Raw genomic sequence first — 15570 nt, 5'->3', positions numbered from 1 at the left:
TGCCTTGTGTTTGCTGCTGTGCCGTGTCAGTGGATGCGCATTATAGGCAGCTTAGATTTTTGCGCAAGGGCTTTTTTGAAGTTTTTTATGAAAAACACCTCAACAGGTGCTTTTTTACGCGAAACGGTTGAAAAGTAGCTTTTTTGCTTCGATTTACTGTGTTTTGGCCTCTTTTATTTGCAAATTACTTCGCTTTCATTAGTCGTCTTTCTTTTCGTGATAGCATAATGGATAAGCATTTAGGGTACATGTTACCTATATGATTTCACCAAACAGCCATTTATAAGGATTGTCCATGGCAAACTCTATTCGTAGTTATAAAGGTATCTCACCAAAATTTGATGATAGTGTTTATATAGATGAAGAAAGCGTTATTGTTGGCGATGTTCATTTAGCAAAAGATGCCAGTATTTGGCCAATGGTCGCGGCAAGAGGCGATGTTAATGTCATTCGTATTGGACAACGTTCTAATGTGCAAGATGGCAGCGTATTACATGTCACACGTAAATCTGCCGCTAAGCCTGATGGGCATCCACTTATAATTGGTGATGATGTAACTGTAGGGCACAAAGCAATGCTCCACGGCTGTACCATCGGCAATCGTGTCTTGATAGGTATGGGGGCGGTCATTATTGATGGTGTTGTCGTTGAAGATGATGTGATTGTTGCTGCAGGCTCAGTTGTTCCACCTAATAAAACACTTAAAAGTGGTTATTTGTATATGGGTAATCCATGTAAACAAGCTAGGCCTTTGACAGAAGCTGAACTGGCATTTCTGCCGCAATCTTCTGATAATTATGTTCGACTCAAAAATGAATATCTGGAAGAGTAATAGTTAGCGCTTAGACTGTTATATGCGTCTCAATAAAATATGCCACCGATTTAGGTGGCATATAAATAATTAGGCATCTCGAGATTCAGTTAAACTGTTATCTCAACTTCACCTTCATCATTTATCTGCTCATTTATGATTAACTGCTCGGCAAGTTCTTCAATATCAAACCTGAGTGATTCAAATACGGCTTCTGCGTTACTTGTTATTACGGCTTGATCAAGGTGGTTTAGCTGCTTATTAAGCTGCTCAAGTGTTTTGAATGAAACTCGACACACAAGCACTTGCCCTTGTTGCTGTGCATTGAAGCCTACATGACCTTCAGAAATCACCAGTTCATTATCAAATTGAATAGCCTGATTCATATGGTTCTGCTTAACCTCTAGCAAGCTGCAGGCGAAGCTTAGTCATAGTCACTTCTTGGTTCGGCTTTACATTACGCCATATATAGAAGCTTTGTGCTGCTTGACCAACCAGCATCCCCAGACCATCGACAACACGATTTGCACCTTGTTTACTTGCCCATTGATTAAACACAGTCTGTTGCTGACTATAAGTCATGTCGTAACAGTCTGTATAACTAGAAATGATATTAGTTGGTAGTGCAATGATCTCACCCGCTAATCCTGCTGATGTTGAGTTAATGACAATATCAAATGCAGTATCTAACTCATCAATTGGGCAAGCATCAACTTGCCCGAATTGTTTAAATTGCTCAGCTAATGATTGTGCTTTAACGTGGGTACGATTACATACAGTTAGTATTACACCCGCATCCAATAGTGGCTTTATACAACCTCTGGCAGCACCACCAGCACCAACCAAAAGTACCCTTTTATTTTGCAGCGCACCAAAGTGATGTTGAAGGTCGGTGACCAGACCTACACCATCAGTATTATCACCACGAACGCGCCCATCTTCTAGACGCTGTAGCGTATTCACCGCCCCTGCAAGTTGAGCCAACTGACTTAACTCATCACAAAGTTCATAAGCTTGCTGCTTAAAAGGCGCAGTAACATTAGCCCCCAAGCCGCCCTCAGCCCAAAAAGCGGCTAAAGTAGCAGGAAACTCATCGACTTCGGCATACATCGCTTGGTAACTGATAGTTTGCTCAGTTTGCTCAGCAAAATCACCGTGAATAAAAGGTGATTTACTCTGTGCAATAGGGTTACCAAATACGGCATATTTGTCTGTCATGCAATTTCCTGTACTCGTTTATCTAACAGCTTGTATAGTTGAACTTAGCGTGTATATGCCGCTGGCATAGTCGACTGCTTCATATATCGGTCACGCAGCTTATCGTGGCGGCTTTCTGTTGATTGCTGCTCGCCATCAATCCACATTGTATCTACCTGTGTACTATATTCGAATGGATCACCATTCCAGAGTACAATGTCTGCAGGCTTTCCAACAGCAATGGAGCCCGCATCTATTTTAAATACACTGGCCGCATTACTTGTCACCGATTTCATGGCAGCATTGTAATCCATACCATTAGCAACTGCATTACCCACTGCGTATCGCAGACCATAAACTGTATGTGCGCCACCAGATGTAGTCAGTACTACCTGCACGCCTGCTTGTGTCAGTTTTGCTGCATTAGACAAGTGATTATGCAATGAATCAAAGCTTTCTGGCAGGTTGCGCATGCTATCCATGACCACTGGTACTTTTGCTTGTGCAATTTGCTCAGCAACAATGACCGCATCGGCAGCATCAATCAAGACTAAATCAATGTCATATTGCTTTTTTAATTCGAGTAAGTGAAGAATATCGCTTGCTCGGTCAGCATAAACAATCAGGGTTTTCTCACCAGCGAGAACCGCATTGATGATCAAGCTTTCTCTGCTTGGCTCTTCTTCGTCATCTTCTTTCGCTGTTAATTTTTTATGAGCATCTTCTAGCTCCCTAATCAGCGTTTGCATGCTAATTCCACGAGAGCCGTCATGACTCATACCCAACTCAACATACAGCGCACCATGTGTCGATACGACACTGTCCCATTCCCCGGTCATTTTTGCAGTAAACGTCTGTCCGGCATATATGGTTTCACCGCCATTAGCTGTGATGACACTGGTTGTTAGACCACCTTTTCTCGCAAGTGGGATTGCTGTAGTTTTAGGATTAAATGCCAAACTGGCATCGAAGGTCATGTCTATTGCTTCATCAACTGTATCGCGAGTGGCTTTAGCTTGGCTAACCTCTACCAACCCCACAGCATTCATTGTGCTGATAAACCCAGGTGTTAACACCTTACCGTTAGCATCAATCGTTTTATCAGCATTCACTTGTGCTGGGTTGATAGCAACAATCTTGCCTTCATTAAACACCACTGTGGCATTGTTTAGTACACCTTGCTCTGTGGCCGTATGCACTTTTGCATTAATGATGGCAATACTTTGCGCTGCAACATATGTAGGAGCAATCGCTAGCATCATAGATAGAGTCAGTAGTGATTTTGGTAATTTTTTCATTGTTATATCCTTACTCCTGACCTAGCAAAAAGTCACTTTTTGCTTGATATGCTTCATCATAACGGTCATATACCTTGGCGCCATCGATGAATACTTGTTCTGCTTGTGCATAGACGCTGAATGGATTGCTATTCCAAAGCACGACATCGGCATTTTTTCCAGCTTCAAGTGTGCCTGTCTTATCGCTAATACCAAGTGACTTAGCTGCATTAGCAGTGATCCAACCGATCACATGCTCTTCTTTTAAGTCAAAGCCATTTGCGTTAGCGCTAAACATTATTTTGGCGGTTTCTTGATTTAAGCGTTGAATGGTCGTTGATGAGTCAGAATGGACAACTGCACAAGAATTCTTAACTGCATCGACCATTGCTACGTTTTCTAGCACCGTGTCATAGGCTTCCATTTTAAAGCCCCACCAATCTGGCCACATTGCGGCACAGTTATTATTCTCCGCCAGTAGATCTGCAATTTTGTAGGCTTCAATGGCATGGTGGAAAGTACCTGAGTGGTAACCAAACTCTTTGCCTAAATCAATCATCATTGCCATTTCTTCGGCTTTATAGCAGTGGTTATGGATCAAGATTTCACCATCAAGTACCCCTTTTAATGTATCTAAGGTTAAATCTCTTTCTGGTGCTTCGACAGCTAAGCCTCGCGCATAGTCAGCTTCATACTTGTCCCAAGCTCGCTTATATTCGGTCGCATCAATAAATGCCTGACGATAGCCCGCCATATTACCCATGCGAGTCATAGGAGCTTGCTTACGTTTGCCATATAGTCCTTTAGGGTTTTCACCACAAGCCATTTTCAAACCATAGGGCGCATCAGGAAACTTCATCGCTTGCATGGTTTGAGCGGGCATGTTTTTCAAGGTTACACCGCGACCACCAATTAAGTTTGCTGAACCGGGTAAGATCTGCAGCGTTGTAACACCACCAGCACGCGCTAAGTTGAATGCAGGGTCTTGTGGCCACACACTGTGCTCTGCCCACACTTCAGCCGTGTTTGGTGAGGTCATTTCATTACCATCGCTGTGTGACTCAGCCTGCGGACTAGGATAAACACCTAAGTGAGAGTGCACATCAATGATACCCGGTGTAACCCATTTACCCTTTGCATCAATGACACTGGCATTATCTGCGGTTAAGCCCTTACCTACTGCTTTAATTTTTCCATCAACCATCAATACATCAGCTTGGTCTATGCGCTGACCAGCACCTGTTAATACAGTCGCATTGGTAAGTAATATGCTAGAACTAGCTAAAGCTTGATAGGTACTTGGATACGGATTTTTATTGATTGTGACTTTTTCAGTCTGTATTTCAGATGGGGAACAGCCCATCAAAGCTGCCGAGACGGCAAGAGAAATAAGGGGTAAGGCGATTTTTGCCATGATGGTCTCCTTGTTATTTACACTTAATCTAAACAAGTTAACTTGCAAAATACAGCAAGGAATTTAATTATTTCGTTTCAAAACATTAACATCACTTCTTTCACCTTTTCAGGTAGTATGGCGACAATCGCGTTAATCATCGTTTTAGGTTACCCCTTATGCTGTCACAGATAAAAAAATGGTTTGTCAAAGCCACTCCAAAAGCATCCGCCCCCGCTGAACAATCCAATGCCTATGAACTTATTGGCGGTGAGGTTGTGATACAGCAAATTGCCCATGAGTTTTATCAACATATGCAGCAAAACGAAGCGACTCAGGAGTTACTCTCTCTGCATAGGGCACCAATAGAAAAGTCAGAACAAAAGTTATTTGAGTTTCTAAGTGGTTGGTTAGGTGGGCCACAGTTATATCAGCAAAAGTATGGTCATCCAGCGCTACGAGCACGCCATATGCCTTTTGCGATAGATGAGTCAATGCGGGACCAGTGGATGTTGTGTATGAATGCAGCGATTAATCAGTGCGTAAAAAAGCCTGAACATCGACAAGCGATTATTCAGGCTATTTCCACGCTAGCTGACCATATGCGTAATCAGTAATAATTAGCCATTTAGGTTTAACCAATCTTGTGGCTTAAGGTAACGCTGGTAAAGTTCATCCTCATCGGACCCCTCTTCGGGGTTAAAGCAGTATTCCCAACGAACCAATGGCGGCATAGACATTAAGATAGACTCTGTGCGGCCACCGGTTTGCAAGCCAAACAGTGTTCCTCGGTCGTAAACTAGGTTAAATTCTACATAACGACCGCGACGATATAACTGGAATTGGCGCTGTTCATCTTGGTAATCAAGATCTTTGTTCCGCTCAACAATTGGTGAGTATGCTTCTATGAAGCCATTGCCTACGGCTTGCATAAAGGCAAAACTTTGTTCAAAGCCTGGTTCATTGAGGTCATCAAAGAATAAACCACCAACACCACGGGTTTCATTACGGTGTGGTAAGAAAAAGTATTCGTCACACCACTTTTTATATTTTGGATAAACATCTTCGCCAAAAGGGTCACAAATGTTTTTCGCTGTTTGGTGCCACTGCACCACATCTTCTTCAAACGGGTAATAAGGAGTTAAATCAAAACCGCCGCCAAACCACCAAACAGGATCAGCACCTTCTTTCTCTGCAATGAAAAAGCGCACATTGGCATGTGTTGTTGGGATATAAGGGTTATTGGGATGAATAACTAACGATACTCCCATAGCTTCAAAGCTTCGCCCTGCCAATTCTGGTCTGTGCGCAGTTGCCGATGCTGGCATCGCAGCGCCTGATACATGAGAAAAGTTAACACCAGCTTGCTCAAATACTTTGCCAGCAGTTAGCACACGGCTAGCACCGCCACCACCTTCTGCACGTTCCCAAGTATCCACTTTAAACTTAGCTTTGCCATCTAGTTGCTCCAATCTTTCACAAATAGATTGTTGCAGACCAATCAAATAAGCCTTTACTTGTTCAACACTGGGTTTTGCCATTGAAGTGCACTCTTTTGCCATTATTATTAATTTCCATTTCGAAGAATTTGACCCGACTTTGCATCGATAATTGTCGATGGTTGAGTTTGCTCACCTAGCTCCCCTAATACTACGCCATCAATCTTGGCGCTAAAACTTGAAACTACTTCCACCAAACTCATGGCTGGTTGCTCGCCAGCTAAATTAGCACTGGTTGATACTAATGGCTTATTGGTTGCTTCGCAAAGGGCTTTTACCACAGGGTGGGCTGACACCCTCACCGCAATGGAATCAAACTGTCCTTTAAGAAGGTGAGAAACATTGTCTGTCACAGGCATAATAAACGTGAAAGGTCCGGGCCACTTACTGTGAGCCAACAGTAATTGTTCGTTAGTCAATTGGGAGGTGTCAACATAATGAGTTAATTGTTCAAAGCTACTGGCAACTAATATTAAGCCTTTTTTCCAAGAGCGCTGCTTCACCGCTAATAATTTTTCGATGGCGAGGTCGTTATCTGGGTCACAACCTAAGCCGTATACGGCTTCTGTTGGGTATGCAATGACTCCACCTTGCTCGATAATTGAAACCACTGCATCAGGCTGTAACTGTTGCATGATATTGCTTCCTATCCTTGTTAAATTGAATGCTTATACTTGCAGCTTTTTTGTGGGCATTCGACTCGGTGGCCGCTAGCTGTTTTGCGTTCCACCAACATACCAAAGCCACAATCTGGGCAAGCCTGATTAACCGGCGGGTAATTTACAATATATTTGCATTTAGGATAAGCACTACACGAAAAGAAAGTTTTACCATAACGACTGGTGCGCGATTCCATATGACCTGTTTTACAGTGGGGGCAAGGCACTTTATCCTGTTCTTTGGTTTGGTCATGTTTCTCAATATGGTGACATTCTGGGTAATGAGTGCAACCGATAAAAATACCAAAACGGCCAGACTTCACCGCTAGCTCATGACCACACTCAGGGCATTCTGAGCCTGAAATAACTTGCGTTTCTATCGACTCATGCTGCACTAATGGACGGCTATATTCGCAGTGAGGATAGTTATTACAGCCCACAAAGCTCCCGTGCTTGCTGTGCTTTACCGACAATTCACAGCCACAATCCGGGCACAATTCAAATTCCTTTTCCAAAGCATGTTCGTGCACGCTGAATAATTGGTTATCTATTTTAGACATCTACTTCTCGATGTAGGAATATACGATCAAAAAAGGAGGCTAAGCCTCCTTAATGTTACTCACGCTATGAGTGCAACCTGCCTTCTGGCTGCTCAAAGATAAGATCTTCCATCTGCTCATAAGCGGACTCATTACCAGGTACGTTAAACAGTACCATTAAGATTACCCATTTTAGATCATCTAACACCAAAGCTGGGTCATCTAACTCCATAACGCGATCTATGACCATTTCTCTTAATTCCACATTGAGCACCTGAATTTGCTCAAGGAATAATAAGAAGCCACGGCATGCCACATCTAGCTTAGTCGTTTCAGCCTCGGTGTATATCCGAAACGAATGCTGGGCATGATTGCAAAGATAGGGTTTATCACCCTCTTGTAAATCAGCAAGGTGTTCTAACCAAGCTAAGGCTTTTAAAATATCAACTTGATGAAAACCTGCACGAGTTAGCTCTTTTGTTAACTCGTCTTCATCGACTAATAACTCAACTTCACTATGAACATAGTTTTCAAATAAATACATGAGGATATCAAACATGGCTAACTCCTCTTTAGTCTGACGTAACCACCGGGCACTTGCGTAACCCAACCTTGTAACTCAAGTTCAAGCATTTGTACTAACACCAGATCTATTGGTTTCCCACTATGCTCAACGACGCTATCAATTGTCGTTGCTTCATATCCTACACTAGCTAACAGCGACGGAAATGGCAAATGACATTGCTCTTCACCGCTTATATGGTGACGTTTTCTCACTTCTTCAAGGTGGTGATGCGATAAACTTGGTATTTCTTCTATTATATCGGCCGCAGAGGTGACAAGCTTTGCACCGTTTTTAATTAACTCATGGCAACCTTGGCTCTGAGGATTCAAGATAGAGCCTGGTACCGCAAAGACTTCTCGGTTTTGCTCCATTGCCAGCCTCGCACTCACTAAAGAGCCACTTTTTATCGTTGCTTCTACCACAACCGTTCCTAAAGCGATTCCCGTAACGACTCGATTACGCTTTGGGAAATTGCCTGCATAAGCGCTCGTATCAGGCCAAAACTCGCTAACTACACAGCCTGACTCAACCAAGTGGTGATACAAAGATTGGTGCCGTTTAGGATAAACACAATCAATTCCAGTGCCCAGTACGGCAATTGTCGCACCGCCGCATGTTAACGCGGCTTGGTGCGCTGCGCCATCAATACCTAATGCCATACCACTAGTAATACTATACCCAAGCTGGCTAAGCTCAGTCGTAAGGTTTTGCGCCGCATTGATGCCTCCTGGAGAGGCGTTACGGCTGCCCACTATGGCAATGCTTGGTATTAATAATTGTTCTGGCGCCCCTTTAACAAAGAGCACTGGTGGTGGATCTGTTATTTGCGATAATAATGGTGGGTATAAAGGGTCATCAAAGGCAATCAGGTGATGGTTTTCATGGCGGTCTTGCCACTCAAGTGCTTGCTCTACTTTGACGGGGTTAAGCTTAAGACGAGACAACAAGTTTGACGACAAAGGCAGAGCGTCTTGCTCAAACTCTAACCTTTGTCGTAACTCTTCCACATCCATGCGGGACAGTAATTGCTTAATCCGAGCGGGTCCTAGCCCAGAAACTGCATAAACAACTAGCCAATCGACCAGCTTATCAGAAATTATTCACCTTTAAATGTCACAGTCTCAGGGATAGTCAACTTATCACCTTCACGAACTGGGCGGTGGTTAAGCATAATCAAACCCATACTGGTTTTATCAAATACCTTAAATACCATTAAGTTACCGTGATAAATATCAGGCATTTTTACCACGTTATCATCTGAGAAATGCGCCTTAACTTTATCGTAACTTGAACGGTCAGTTTTACGAACAGGTTCATCTTCGTTATTCACGACAATTTCTTCACCGTCGCGGTACATAGAAAATACATGACCAGCTTCAATGCCCTGCTCGCTACCTTTATCTAAATAAACCACGTCAAAACGACCAGCTTCTCGAGATAACTTTTCAATTGCGAGAATTGAGGCTTGATCAACTTGCGCGGCTTTAGGCATAAAGTAAGCAGGTAATAAATCACCGTCATCAACAGGGGCAACTTTGAAACCCACACGCGTTTCACGAATATTGCTCAGCAACTTCACTTTTGAAACATCGCCAGATTCAATAACACGGCCGCTGGAAGCTAAAATAATCTCTTGCCCTAATGATTCACCAGATTCTTTATCGGTGAACTCACGACCTTCTTCGTAGATAGCTACTTTTGCGCCCATTGCTAGCGCTCGGTTCACATAGATAACGTTTTCAGCTGTATGGAAACGAGATGGACTTTCGCCACTCATGACAATCGGCAAGGTGGCTAACCACTCTGGGTCAACAACCCGATTTTGTACCAAATAGTTTTGAATAAGTGACAAGTCCACAGGTGGTATTGCACCGTCTTTTGGCTCAATACGTCCAGAGACATTTTTCTTGATATGTTTTTTGACAACTAACCGAGGTTCACCATCAATAAAAACAAGGGTGAGCCTGTCACCTGGGTAGATTAAGTGAGGGTTGGCAATCTGAGGATTTACTCCCCATAATTTAGGCCAGCGCCAAGGATCGTTGAGAAAGTAGCCAGAAATATCCCATAAGGTATCACCTTTTTTAACAACATAGGTGTCTGGGTGGCCCGATTTTAGGGTGAGGGTATCAGCTTCAACCGGGGTAAAATTTAATGCTAATAAAGCAAGTATAAGTAAACGTCTCATGCCGAGGTCCATGTTAATAAGCGTTTAAAAGCGCTTTTTGCTGTTATTGATAGTCCGTTAGGATTAAAATTACCCTATTCACACATGCCAGTATAGCTAACTGGCTGAAATTTTACAGACTTGTTAAGAGTTTATATATGTCATTACTAACTGTTTTACGTTTCCCGGACGAAAAATTACGTACCGTTGCTAAACCCGTCACAGATTTCGGCCCAGCACTACAAACCCAAATCGACGACATGCTGGAAACCATGTACGAAGAAAAAGGCATTGGCCTTGCCGCAACACAAGTAGATTTCCACCAACGTTTAATCGTAATGGATTTGCAAGACGACGTTGAGCGTCCAACAATTTTTATCAACCCAGAGATTATTGCCAGCTCAGGTGATTTTACCAATGAAGAAGGTTGCCTCTCTGTTCCAGGTATCTATGCCAAAGTCGATCGTGCAGAAAAGGTCACAGTAAAAGCACAAGACAGAAACGGTGAAGAATTTACCGTTGAAGCAGATGAATTGTTTGCCATCTGTCTGCAACATGAAATGGATCACCTACAAGGCAAGTTGTTTGTTGATTACTTATCACCTCTAAAGCGTCAACGGATTAAGACTAAGCTAGAGAAAGAAGCACGTTTAGCCGCCCGTAACGCATAGGATTTATTTTGAAACCGCTAAAAATCATCTTCGCTGGCACGCCGGATTTTGCTGCGCGTCATTTACAAGCTTTAATCGACTCTCCGCATCAGGTCATTGCCGCATATACGCAACCCGATAGACCAGCTGGTAGAGGTAAAAAACTGACAGCAAGCCCAGTTAAATCATTGGCAATGGAACATGAGATACCTGTCTACCAACCTAAATCATTACGCAATGAAGCAGCGCAAGCAGAACTCGCGGCTCTAGATGCTGATATCATGGTTGTTGTGGCTTATGGTCTCATTCTTCCGCAGGTTGTGCTCGATACGCCTCGATTAGGCTGCATTAATGTACATGGGTCTATCTTACCTCGCTGGCGTGGCGCAGCTCCGATTCAGCGTGCTTTGTGGGCCGGAGATGAGGCAACAGGCGTAACCATTATGCAAATGGATATTGGCCTAGATACTGGAGACATGTTACTCAAAACGCATTTGCCAATTGAAGATAGTGACACGTCAGCAACTTTATATGAAAAGCTTGCAGCACAAGGCCCTGATGCTCTCGTTGAAGCGCTCGTTGGATTAAGCGCTGGCACGTTAAAAGCTGAAAAACAGGATGACACACAGGCTAACTATGCAGAAAAGTTGTCTAAGGAAGAAGCAAAACTAGACTGGCAAAAACCGGCTAAGCAGCTTTGGCAAGAGATCCGCGCGTTTAACCCATGGCCGGTTAGTCACTTCAGCCATGAGCAGCAAACGATCAAAGTTTGGCAGAGTCGATTCACACAGGATAATCTAGGCAAAGCGCCAGGAACCGTTATTGCGGCAAATAAAGCTGGCATCACGATTGCCACGTCTGAAGGTGCTTTAGTCATTGAAACATTGCAGCTTCCTAATAAAAAACCGCTATCAGCCGCCGACGTACTAAATTCACGCGCCCAATGGTTTGAACCAGGTACCCAGCTAGGAACAGAGTAAATGAATGTACGTGCGTTAGCAGCCAAAGCTGTATTTGATGTATTGGAGCGTGGTATCTCGTTATCAGTCGCTCTACCAGAACAACAGCAGCATGTTGAGAATGGTAAAGATAAAGCCCTACTTGCTGAAATTTGTTATGGCATCATGCGTCACCTGCCCCAGCTAGATAAATGTGTCAGCGACTGTTTATCCAAGCCATTCAAAGGCAAGCAACGTATTATCCATCAGCTTCTCATTGTTGGTTGTTACCAGCTTTACTTCACTCGTATTCCCGCACATGCAGCGGTTTCCGAGACGGCTGAAGCTTGTCGTCAATTAAAGTTCAATGGCTTAGTCAAAGTAGTCAACGGTGTATTACGTAATATTGAGCGCAAAAAAGCGCCTTTATGTGATTCAGTAGATACGTTGAAATACAACACACCGGCATGGTTCATTAAACGATTACAGCAAGCCTATCCTACTCAATGGCAGCAAATCATTGAGCAAAGTCATCAACGCCCCCCGATGTGGTTACGTAATAACCAGCAACAACAAACTCGTGAAAACTTTTTGGCAAAGTTAAGTGCTGAAAGCATTGATGCTCAATCGGGTGCTGGCGAGGATGCAATATTGCTTGCCAAGCCGACTGATGTGAATGCATTACCTGATTTTGCTAGTGGCAGTGTGTCTGTACAAGATGGTGCCGCACAATGGGCCGCTTCTCTTTTGGCGCCTCAAAATGGCGAAGTCGTACTCGATGCTTGCGCCGCACCGGGTGGTAAAACGTGTCATTTATTAGAGATTGCCCCAGAGGTCCAGCTAACAGCCGTTGATTTCGATGAGAAACGTTTGGAACGTGTACAACAAAATCTGGACAGGCTGAAATTAAAAGCGCAAGTTATTCATGGAGATGCAGCAGATATTCCATCGTGGTGGCAAGGCGATAAGTTCGACCGAATCTTATTAGATGCCCCCTGCTCTGCTACGGGGGTGATTAGACGTCATCCAGATATTAAATGGCTGCGTAAAAACCAAGATATAGAAGAGCTTGCAGCGCTGCAGCAACAAATATTGCAGCATTGCTGGCAATGGCTAAAGCCTGGCGGCACGCTACTTTATGCCACTTGCTCTATATTACCGCAGGAAAACCGTGATCAAGTTTCTGCATTTTTAGCCAGCACACCCGATGCAAAGTTAGTCGCCATTGAGCAACAACCAGAAGCAGAAGACATTGGCTGGCAAATATTACCGGGCCAAGATGATATGGACGGTTTTTATTACGCGAGATTGGTCAAAGCTATATAAGGTCTACAACATACAATGAAAATTATTATCTTAGGTGCTGGACAAGTTGGCGGCACGTTAGCTGAAAACCTAGTAGGTGAAAATAATGATATCACCTTGGTAGATAGCAACAGGGCGAGACTCAAAACCCTACAGGATAAATTTGATTTGCGTGTTGTTACCGGACACGGTGCCCATCCAAGTGTGTTAAAGCAAGCTGGCGCTGAAGATGCCGACATGCTCATTGCTGTCACCAACAGCGATGAGTGTAATATGGCAGCTTGCCAAATTGCCTATAGCTTGTTTGGTACCCCCACTAAAATTGCCCGTATTCGTTCAGAACCTTACCTAGAATTACAGGACAAGTTATTTATTAAAACAGAAGTTAAGCAGTCTGATGAAAGTTTGCGTGGTGGCTTTGTTATTGATGAATTAATTGCGCCTGAACAGCTAGTAACGTCATACATTAAACGCTTAGTGGAGTATCCTGGCGCACTTCAAGTATTGGAGTTTGCAGAAGGAAAATTAAGCCTTGTTGCAGTAAAGGCCTACTATGGTGGTCCACTTGTTGGGAATGCGCTTGCCACGTTGCGTGAGCACATGCCGAATATTGATACCCGAGTGGCGGCCATTTTCAGACAGAAAAAAGCCATTATGCCGCGAGGCACCACCATCATCGAGGCTGATGATGAAGTCTTCTTCCTTGCCGACAGCCGCCATATTCGCGCAGTGATGAGTGAAATGCAAAAGTTGGATAACTCTTACCGCAGCATAATGATTGCAGGTGGCGGTAATATTGGCTTTGGTTTAGCAGAAAAACTACAACGCCAGCACTCAGTCAAGCTGATTGAACGTAATCAAGAACGTGCTGAATTACTATCTGAAAAACTAACACACACCACCGTTTTTTGCGGGGATGCATCAGATCAAGAGTTATTGCTCGAAGAACACATCAAACAAACTGACGTGTTTATTGCTGTAACCAACGATGATGAAGCCAATATCATGTCAGCCCTGCTCGCCAAGCAAAACGGCGCTAAGAAAGTCATGGTACTTATCCAGCGTGAGGCCTATGTTGATATTGTTCAGGAAGCGAATATTGATATCGCTATTTCGCCACAACAAGCTACGATTTCGGCATTGTTAACCCATATTCGTCAGGGTGATATTTGCAATGTTTACTCACTGCGCCGCGGTGCAGCGGAGGCCATTGAAGCGATTGCTCATGGTGATAAAAACACTTCGAAAGTGGTCGGCCGAAAAATCAGCGAAATTAAACTGCCGCCGGGCACAACGATTGGTGCTGTGGTGAGAAATGATGAGGTACTAATGGGACATGATAAAACGGTAATTGAGCAAGGTGACCACGTTATCTTATTCCTGGTGCATAAGAAATACGTTGGCGCAGTTGAAAAGTTATTCCAGCCGAGTGCATTTTTCTTTTAGTCGCTATTTCTACTGGTTAGTCACTGTTTCCACAAAAAAAGCTGAGATAAATCTCAGCTTTTTTATTTGCATCTCAACATACCGTTATTTAGCTAAGTGCACGACATGCTCAGCATACTGATTAACATCATCCCAATCAGTGTAATCGATGACATCTTTTGAGCCTGTGGGGCCATCGGTCATTTTCATGATTAGCTTAATGGCTAAGCTGTCATACCAAGTCCAAGAAGGGTAATCCACTTTACCGGCTATTATTTTGACGTCTTGTGGTTTCCACTCTGATAACTCAAGAAACTTTTGCAAATATTTATTATTTTCAGGAATGCGTTTTTCAGGCTTTCTTGCCACCACATTCACACAAAAAAAGCTGTGAGGTCGGCTGGCTAGTTCATGCTGATGTTGGCGAGTAAACTCAAATACTGACTTATGGTATGAGCCATAAAGCACACAAGCCCCCAGCGCTACGGCATCGAATTTATCCCATTGGATTTCATTTGTGTCATTAATATTAACAACCTCAGCTTGATCTCCCTGCGCAATAATCTGCTGAGCAATAGCCTGACTGATTTTAGCCGTGTGCCCACCGCGAGAGTAGTAAGCCACCAAAATATTTGCCATAAATAATTAAACCTAATAATTCACATTGGCTGTAGTGTGGCAAAAAAACACTGACGATACCCCACTCAGGATCACAAATTAGAAATAGCTCATATAATTTAACTAATTCAATTGTGTTAAATTTACTGTCTCAGTATGATAAACACTTCAGATGTAGATTGGTCGTAGGTAACTTAAATGCAGCAAGAAATTGACGTTAGTACCATGCTCAACAATGCAGATACCGCTGCGAAGTGGTTGAAAGCCATTGCTAACCCATATCGCTTAATGATTCTGTGTCTTTTATTAGACAGAGAGTTAAGCGTTACCGAGTTAAATGAAACCGTACCATTAAGCCAATCGGCCTTATCTCAACACCTGGCAGTGCTACGTAAACAAGATTTAGTGGCGACAAGAAAAAGTTCACAAATTGTGTATTACACACTTAAAAATGAGCAAGTAACTGAGATCATTTCAATATTACATCGCCAATATTGCGCCCAATAGGCTGCAATGGCGGAAAGCAA

18 protein-coding genes are annotated in these 15570 nt (G+C 43.4%); 7 read left to right on the top strand and 11 right to left on the bottom strand.

Features of this window, described 5'->3' with window-relative positions; genetic code table 11:
• Positions 1 to 295: 295 nt before the first annotated feature.
• Positions 296 to 832 (top strand): gamma carbonic anhydrase family protein, encoded by a 537-nt coding sequence (locus ACHUGF_RS14775; RefSeq protein WP_394132348.1) that lies wholly within the window; start codon positions 296 to 298, stop codon positions 830 to 832.
• 89 nt (positions 833 to 921) lie between these two features.
• On the opposite strand, the gene ACHUGF_RS14770 is transcribed toward ACHUGF_RS14775, so the two are convergent.
• Genes ACHUGF_RS14770 through ACHUGF_RS14755 form a run of 4 tightly spaced genes read right to left on the bottom strand, consistent with a single transcriptional unit; the run spans position 922 to position 4699 of the window.
• The gene (locus ACHUGF_RS14770; RefSeq protein WP_394132347.1) at positions 922 to 1197 is read right to left on the bottom strand and encodes a DUF1488 family protein; all 276 of its coding nucleotides are present in this window, start codon (positions 1195 to 1197) and stop codon (positions 922 to 924) included.
• 10 nt (positions 1198 to 1207) lie between these two features.
• Positions 1208 to 2029 carry a shikimate dehydrogenase gene (gene aroE / locus ACHUGF_RS14765; RefSeq protein ID WP_394132346.1) on the bottom strand — a complete coding sequence of 274 codons (822 nt, stop codon included), beginning with the start codon at positions 2027 to 2029 and terminating at the stop codon, positions 1208 to 1210.
• A gap of 44 nt (positions 2030 to 2073) precedes the next feature.
• Positions 2074 to 3306 (bottom strand): amidohydrolase family protein, encoded by a 1233-nt coding sequence (locus ACHUGF_RS14760; RefSeq protein ID WP_394132345.1) that lies wholly within the window; start codon positions 3304 to 3306, stop codon positions 2074 to 2076.
• Positions 3307 to 3316: 10 nt separating this feature from the next.
• A complete protein-coding gene (locus tag ACHUGF_RS14755; RefSeq protein ID WP_394132344.1) occupies positions 3317 to 4699 on the bottom strand; it encodes an amidohydrolase in 1383 nt (460 codons plus the stop codon).
• 161 nt (positions 4700 to 4860) lie between these two features.
• Here ACHUGF_RS14755 and ACHUGF_RS14750 point away from each other — a divergent pair, with 161 nt between their 5' ends.
• On the top strand, positions 4861 to 5295 hold the full coding sequence (locus ACHUGF_RS14750; RefSeq protein ID WP_394132354.1) for a group II truncated hemoglobin: 435 nt from the start codon (positions 4861 to 4863) through the stop codon (positions 5293 to 5295).
• Between the two features lie 3 nt (positions 5296 to 5298).
• Here ACHUGF_RS14750 and hemF read toward each other — a convergent pair whose 3' ends face one another.
• The 6 genes from hemF to ACHUGF_RS14720 all read right to left on the bottom strand — a co-directional run bounded on the left by hemF (position 5299) and on the right by ACHUGF_RS14720 (position 10140).
• Positions 5299 to 6219, bottom strand: coding sequence for an oxygen-dependent coproporphyrinogen oxidase (gene hemF / locus ACHUGF_RS14745; protein WP_394132352.1), 921 nt, complete (start codon positions 6217 to 6219; stop codon positions 5299 to 5301).
• Between the two features lie 26 nt (positions 6220 to 6245).
• Positions 6246 to 6812, bottom strand: coding sequence for an L-threonylcarbamoyladenylate synthase type 1 TsaC (tsaC, locus tag ACHUGF_RS14740; RefSeq protein WP_394132343.1), 567 nt, complete (start codon positions 6810 to 6812; stop codon positions 6246 to 6248).
• 20 nt (positions 6813 to 6832) lie between these two features.
• Positions 6833 to 7396 carry a DNA topoisomerase family protein gene (locus tag ACHUGF_RS14735; RefSeq protein ID WP_394132341.1) on the bottom strand — a complete coding sequence of 188 codons (564 nt, stop codon included), beginning with the start codon at positions 7394 to 7396 and terminating at the stop codon, positions 6833 to 6835.
• A gap of 64 nt (positions 7397 to 7460) precedes the next feature.
• Positions 7461 to 7934, bottom strand: a complete 474-nt coding sequence (locus ACHUGF_RS14730; RefSeq protein WP_394132340.1) for a DUF494 family protein — start codon at positions 7932 to 7934, stop codon at positions 7461 to 7463.
• Positions 7935 to 7936: 2 nt separating this feature from the next.
• Positions 7937 to 8953, bottom strand: coding sequence for a DNA-processing protein DprA (gene dprA, locus ACHUGF_RS14725; protein ID WP_394132339.1), 1017 nt, complete (start codon positions 8951 to 8953; stop codon positions 7937 to 7939).
• Between the two features lie 83 nt (positions 8954 to 9036).
• Positions 9037 to 10140, bottom strand: a complete 1104-nt coding sequence (locus tag ACHUGF_RS14720) for a LysM peptidoglycan-binding domain-containing protein (protein ID WP_394132337.1) — start codon at positions 10138 to 10140, stop codon at positions 9037 to 9039.
• 125 nt (positions 10141 to 10265) lie between these two features.
• Here ACHUGF_RS14720 and def point away from each other — a divergent pair, with 125 nt between their 5' ends.
• From def to trkA, 4 genes are read left to right on the top strand one after another with little or no spacing between them, the layout of a single operon-like run.
• On the top strand, positions 10266 to 10778 hold the full coding sequence (gene def / locus ACHUGF_RS14715; RefSeq protein WP_394132336.1) for a peptide deformylase: 513 nt from the start codon (positions 10266 to 10268) through the stop codon (positions 10776 to 10778).
• A gap of 8 nt (positions 10779 to 10786) precedes the next feature.
• A complete protein-coding gene (gene fmt / locus ACHUGF_RS14710; RefSeq protein ID WP_394132334.1) occupies positions 10787 to 11737 on the top strand; it encodes a methionyl-tRNA formyltransferase in 951 nt (316 codons plus the stop codon).
• Positions 11738 to 13021 (top strand): 16S rRNA (cytosine(967)-C(5))-methyltransferase RsmB, encoded by a 1284-nt coding sequence (gene rsmB / locus ACHUGF_RS14705; protein WP_394132333.1) that lies wholly within the window; start codon positions 11738 to 11740, stop codon positions 13019 to 13021. It begins immediately after the preceding gene.
• A 15-nt stretch (positions 13022 to 13036) separates the two neighbouring features.
• On the top strand, positions 13037 to 14446 hold the full coding sequence (gene trkA / locus ACHUGF_RS14700) for a Trk system potassium transporter TrkA (RefSeq protein WP_394132331.1): 1410 nt from the start codon (positions 13037 to 13039) through the stop codon (positions 14444 to 14446).
• Between the two features lie 84 nt (positions 14447 to 14530).
• Here trkA and hemG read toward each other — a convergent pair whose 3' ends face one another.
• Positions 14531 to 15064: a menaquinone-dependent protoporphyrinogen IX dehydrogenase gene (hemG, locus tag ACHUGF_RS14695; RefSeq protein WP_394132330.1), complete on the bottom strand. Its 534-nt coding sequence runs from the start codon at positions 15062 to 15064 to the stop codon at positions 14531 to 14533.
• A gap of 177 nt (positions 15065 to 15241) precedes the next feature.
• Between hemG and ACHUGF_RS14690 the strand changes: the two genes are divergently transcribed.
• Positions 15242 to 15550: an ArsR/SmtB family transcription factor gene (locus ACHUGF_RS14690; RefSeq protein ID WP_394132328.1), complete on the top strand. Its 309-nt coding sequence runs from the start codon at positions 15242 to 15244 to the stop codon at positions 15548 to 15550.
• Positions 15551 to 15570 lie beyond the last annotated feature (20 nt).

The organism is Shewanella maritima, assembly GCF_043643735.1.
GTDB lineage: Bacteria > Pseudomonadota > Gammaproteobacteria > Enterobacterales > Shewanellaceae > Shewanella > Shewanella maritima_A.
Note: the sequence above shows the minus strand (reverse complement) of the source record. Positions and strands in the feature narration are given on the sequence as shown.

Bases quoted from the DNA above. Each gene is read 5' to 3' on its own strand.
- ACHUGF_RS14775 (WP_394132348.1), top strand. From the start codon at position 296: ATGGCAAACTCTATTCGTAGTTATAAAGGTATCTCACCAAAATTTGAT.
- ACHUGF_RS14770 (WP_394132347.1), bottom strand. From the start codon at position 1,197: ATGAATCAGGCTATTCAATTTGATAATGAACTGGTGATTTCTGAAGGT.
- aroE (WP_394132346.1), bottom strand. From the start codon at position 2,029: ATGACAGACAAATATGCCGTATTTGGTAACCCTATTGCACAGAGTAAA.
- ACHUGF_RS14760 (WP_394132345.1), bottom strand. From the start codon at position 3,306: ATGAAAAAATTACCAAAATCACTACTGACTCTATCTATGATGCTAGCG.
- ACHUGF_RS14755 (WP_394132344.1), bottom strand. From the start codon at position 4,699: ATGGCAAAAATCGCCTTACCCCTTATTTCTCTTGCCGTCTCGGCAGCT.
- hemF (WP_394132352.1), bottom strand. From the start codon at position 6,219: ATGGCAAAACCCAGTGTTGAACAAGTAAAGGCTTATTTGATTGGTCTG.
- tsaC (WP_394132343.1), bottom strand. From the start codon at position 6,812: ATGCAACAGTTACAGCCTGATGCAGTGGTTTCAATTATCGAGCAAGGT.
- ACHUGF_RS14735 (WP_394132341.1), bottom strand. From the start codon at position 7,396: ATGTCTAAAATAGATAACCAATTATTCAGCGTGCACGAACATGCTTTG.
- ACHUGF_RS14730 (WP_394132340.1), bottom strand. From the start codon at position 7,934: ATGTTTGATATCCTCATGTATTTATTTGAAAACTATGTTCATAGTGAA.
- dprA (WP_394132339.1), bottom strand. From the start codon at position 8,953: ATGGATGTGGAAGAGTTACGACAAAGGTTAGAGTTTGAGCAAGACGCT.
- ACHUGF_RS14720 (WP_394132337.1), bottom strand. From the start codon at position 10,140: ATGGACCTCGGCATGAGACGTTTACTTATACTTGCTTTATTAGCATTA.
- def (WP_394132336.1), top strand. From the start codon at position 10,266: ATGTCATTACTAACTGTTTTACGTTTCCCGGACGAAAAATTACGTACC.
- rsmB (WP_394132333.1), top strand. From the start codon at position 11,738: ATGAATGTACGTGCGTTAGCAGCCAAAGCTGTATTTGATGTATTGGAG.
- trkA (WP_394132331.1), top strand. From the start codon at position 13,037: ATGAAAATTATTATCTTAGGTGCTGGACAAGTTGGCGGCACGTTAGCT.
- hemG (WP_394132330.1), bottom strand. From the start codon at position 15,064: ATGGCAAATATTTTGGTGGCTTACTACTCTCGCGGTGGGCACACGGCT.
- ACHUGF_RS14690 (WP_394132328.1), top strand. From the start codon at position 15,242: ATGCAGCAAGAAATTGACGTTAGTACCATGCTCAACAATGCAGATACC.